General features: G+C 51.0%; 1 protein-coding gene and 1 pseudogene. Both read left to right on the top strand.

The genetic code is table 11. From position 1 onward, the window contains the following. Positions 1-445, top strand: a pseudogene (locus tag ACE1CM_RS39540) (filamentous hemagglutinin); the annotation flags it as partial. A 289-nt stretch (positions 446-734) separates the two neighbouring features. Beyond that, on the top strand, positions 735-4,444 hold a 3,710-nt coding region (locus ACE1CM_RS39535), incomplete at its 3' end, for a filamentous hemagglutinin N-terminal domain-containing protein (RefSeq protein ID WP_374884490.1).

Below are 4,444 nucleotides of genomic sequence, written 5' to 3'. Positions count from 1 at the left end.
TAGCGACATCACCGCCAGTTCTCAATTTGGTCTTTCCGGCACAGTTACTATTACCAACCCAGAGGTAGATACTCACTCTTTTCTAGTGGAATTGCCACAAAATCTGCTTGACACGAGCGAGCAAATTACCACGGGTTGTGCCGCCGATGGGGGCAATACCTTTAGCATCACGGGACGGGGTGGCTTACCAGAAAACCCTAGTTCAGCACTTTTAGGTCGTGCGGTTTGGTGGGATAACAGAGATTTATCCCAGGTGAGTCAAACAGCACAAAAGTTACCGAAAACTGAAACAACTCCAGAGATTGTAGAAGCCACTGGTTTCCGGATCAATGCACAAGGTCAAATCGAATTGGTAGCTGATGCTGCTAGCAGCAGCAATTCTTGGCAGTCACCTACCAACTGTCAGACACTGCCACTATCATCATCGGGTTTACGCAATCCTTAACGACACCTAATATCATGTCCAATAGCAACGGTTGTGTAACTGCTAATAGCTAATCGCTAATGGCTTGGAGGCAATTGAAAAGCTCGCAATTAGCAAGCGAGCAATTAGCCATCCATACACTACCGATACCTAAGGACATGATATAACGCACAATTAGTGGCTTTCACCGATAACCGTTGAATATACCGGAGCTGACACCAGGGTAATTACTGATGAGGTTGGCGCAAGCAATTGAATAAACTACTGCAACAGTCAAATCGCAATTAGTAGAAGTGGTGCAGGTATAGTGATGAAGCTATGGTGTTTGCAGGGTGTGGCGTACGCTGCATCAACTCTATTATTTCCCTATTCAGTGGCAGCGCAAATCGTCCCAGACGCAACTCTACCCGTCAATTCCATCGTCACGCCGAACGGCAACACTCTCACCATCGATGGGGGAAGTCGCGCTGGGGGCAATTTATTCCATAGTTTTAAAGAATTTTCCCTTCCCACTGGGGGAGAAGCATTTTTTAACAATCCGGTCGATGTGCAAAACATCTTCAGTCGGGTGACAGGGGGAAACATTTCTAATATCGACGGGTTACTTCGCGCTAATGGTGGCGCGAATTTGTTTTTGCTCAACCCCAATGGTATTGTCTTCGGACCCAATGCCAGACTCAATATCGGTGGGTCGTTTCTGGGGAGTACCGCCAACAGCGTGGTGTTTCAGGATGGTAGCGTTTTCAGTGCCACCGAACCCAACGCGCCGCCTCTACTCACCGTCAACGTTCCCATAGGATTGCAGTGGAACCAACCCACTCCCGCCAGTACGAATTTGCAAGGAACCACCCTCAACGTTGCTAACGGGCAAACCCTAGCGTTACTCGGCGGAAATGTCACCCTCAACGGCAGCACCTTAAACGCACCGGGGGGACGAGTGGAATTGGGTGGCTTATCAGCATTAGGAACCGTTCAACTTAACGGATGGCAAGGATTGAGCTTTCCGAACGGAGTCTCGCGAGGGGATGTGTCCCTGAGTGGGGGAAGCGTTGTGAATGTTGCTGCTGGGGGAAACGGGAACATGGGAGTCAATGCCCGAAATCTGACGCTTTCAGATGCCAGCGAATTGAGAGGAGGACTGGGAGAAGGTTTGGGTTCTAACGGTGCCGTCGCCGGAAAGATTGCCATCAACGCCACGGGTAATACGACTCTGAGTACCCGCAGTCTGATTGCCATTGACGTGGCAACTCGGGCAATCGGTAACGGGGGAGGTATTGAGTTAACCACGGGTTCCCTGACCGTGACGGGAGGTTCGAGGATTCAAACCGTTACGAACGCTACCGGGACATCAGGAGAGATTGTCGTTAATGCCAATGGTGCTGTGAACATCTCTGGTTTTAGCAACGACGGACAATTTAGCGGCATCTTATCTCGCTCGGCTACAGAAACCAGTGGAACGGGTGGAAACATTACAATTAACAATCCCCAAGGAACGCTCAACTTATCAAATCAAGGATTTGTAGCCGCCGTAACTCAAAGCAGCAGCAACGGTGGCTCCATTGTCGCCAACCTCAATACCCTAGTGGGAGAAAGCGGCGGGCAAATTCTTACAGCTACCACTAATAGTGGCAGTGCGGGAGCGATCGCGCTGAACGTGAGTGGCAGCACTACTTTTGGCGGAGAAAACACGGCATTTGTAGAGAATCCGTTTCTGAATTTACTCGTCTTCAATGTTGATGCATTACCGTTTAGCACCGAACCGAATCCCAATGTCGAAGCCTCGGGAGCTGGTGGCATTCCTTACGTTTCTATCCAACGCACGAGAACCGAAATTGTCAGCGGCAATACGGTTTTAGGCCCAGCAGAATCAGGAGTAGATTACTACTCCTTTAGTGTCACCGCTCCCAACAGCCGCGTCATAATTGATATCGATCGGGGTCCTTTGGGGTTGGTTTATTTATTCAATCGCGGCACCGGACAACTCCTAGCGTCTGGCTTGACCTCTTCACCTAATGCTGGTGGGCTGGGTAGTACCCCACTGATTCAGAATGTTAGTGGGGATGCCTACATCGCAACCAAGCTTCCAGAACCGGGCGTTTACTTAATCGGAATTGCTGGCGATCCCTCATTCACTCGAACTAATCAAACGATTGCTGGAACCCCTCTCCAAGTCGGCGATACCTATACCCTGAATCTATCGGTCGAAAGCCCAGGTAATCTGCCCCTACCGACACGTGCATTGCCTGCTGCTGGAGCGTTCAACCCGAATCTATCCGTATCGAGCGGCGTGTTTTCCCAAACCTCTAAGTCGGGGGCTGGAGGCGATATTGCGATTAATACTCAACAGTTATCCTTGAGCAATGCCGCCCAAATTGCCAACCGCACCTTTGCTCTCGGACGGGGAGGCAATCTTCGCCTCAATGTCGACTCGCTCCTCTCTCTAGATAATGCCGACATCAATACGGCAACCTCGAGTCAAGGCAATGCTGGAAATATCGCCATTGCCACGGGACAATTGCAGATGAGCAACAACAGTCAATTGCAGAGCGAAACCTTTGCACAAGGGAATGCCGGGTCGATCGCAGTGATGGCTCGAGATCGGATCTCCTTGACGGGTGAAAACCTCAATCGACCCGATCGTCTCTTGCAAATTGCGAGTCTCGTGCAACCAGAAGCCACAGGCAATGGTGGAAACATCATCGTTGAAACCCCCCTACTGCGGTTAGCCGATGGAGGAGCATTACGTGTCTCGAATTTTGGTCGAGGAAATGCTGGCAATATTGAAGTTCGCGCCGGTGAAGTTGAAGCAGTGGGTGCCACCGCAAATAGTTTTAATGCGAGTGGAATTTTTGCCTCCAACATCGGTCAGGGTGGCGATGGGGGTGATATCACCCTTGATGCCAATCGGGTGCGCTTGCTCAACGAAGGACGGGTACAAACTACCACCTCCAGTACCGGCGATGCTGGGAATATTGTCATCCGAGCCACAGAATCTTTGGAAATTGCCGGGACAAACCCGGCGGGAGAGTTTTTCAGCGGCATTTTCAGCCAAGCTTCACCGTTACTTGGCTCAGTTGGAAGTGGCGGTCGCGGCGGGGATATTACGGTAGTAACCAATGTCCTGCGTTTGGCAGACGGCGGACAAATTACCTCCGCTACCCAAAGCAGTGGAAACGCGGGAAATATTAACATTCGTGCTACCAATGTTGAGGTCAGCAGTGCCTTGGTCGATTTCTTTGGTGTTAGTAGCGGGATCTCGGCTACGGTGGGGGCTCGTTCGACGGCTTCGGGCGGGAACATTACCTTAGAAGCCTTACGCCTGCGGGTGTTTGAGGGCGGACAAATTACCGCTTCAACGTTGGGGAAAGGAAATGGAGGACAGATCGACCTCCGAGTCAACGAGATTGAGGTGAGTGGAATTTCCCCAGATGGTGAGGTTGCCAGCAGCATCGCCGCCTTTTCCGTGAGCAATTTTGCTGCCGGTTCGATCGACATTACTGCTGGAAACTTACGAGTCCGAGATGGTGCAGAAATTACGGTCAGCAATACGGGAGGAGGCAATGCCGGAAACCTCAACGCTACCGCTCGCAATATCTTGCTCGATAATGGGGGCAGCCTGCAAGCCGAAGTAAACGGGGGCAGTCAGGGAAATATTAACCTCAACGTTCGCGATTCCTTGATCTTAAGAGGTGGCAGTTCTCTCACCGCGAATGCTACCGGCGCATCTACGGGAGGCAATATTACCCTCGATTCTCCCACCATTGTCGGTCTAGAAAACAGCGACATCATCGCCAACGCTGTCGGCGGCAACGGCGGCAATATTCAAATTAATACCCAAAGCATCTTCGGTTTGGCAAATCGCCCCCAACTTACCCCCACTAGCGACATCACCGCCAGTTCTCAATTTGGTCTTTCCGGCACAGTTACTATTACCAACCCAGAGGTAGATACTCACTCTTTTCTAGTGGAATTGCCACAAAATCTGCTTGACACGAGCGAGCAAATTACCACGGGTTGTGC

The sequence above is a fragment of the Microseira sp. BLCC-F43 genome, from assembly GCF_041929235.1.
Taxonomy (GTDB): Bacteria; Cyanobacteriota; Cyanobacteriia; order Cyanobacteriales; family Aerosakkonemataceae; genus Microseira.
Note: the sequence above shows the minus strand (reverse complement) of the source record. Positions and strands in the feature narration are given on the sequence as shown.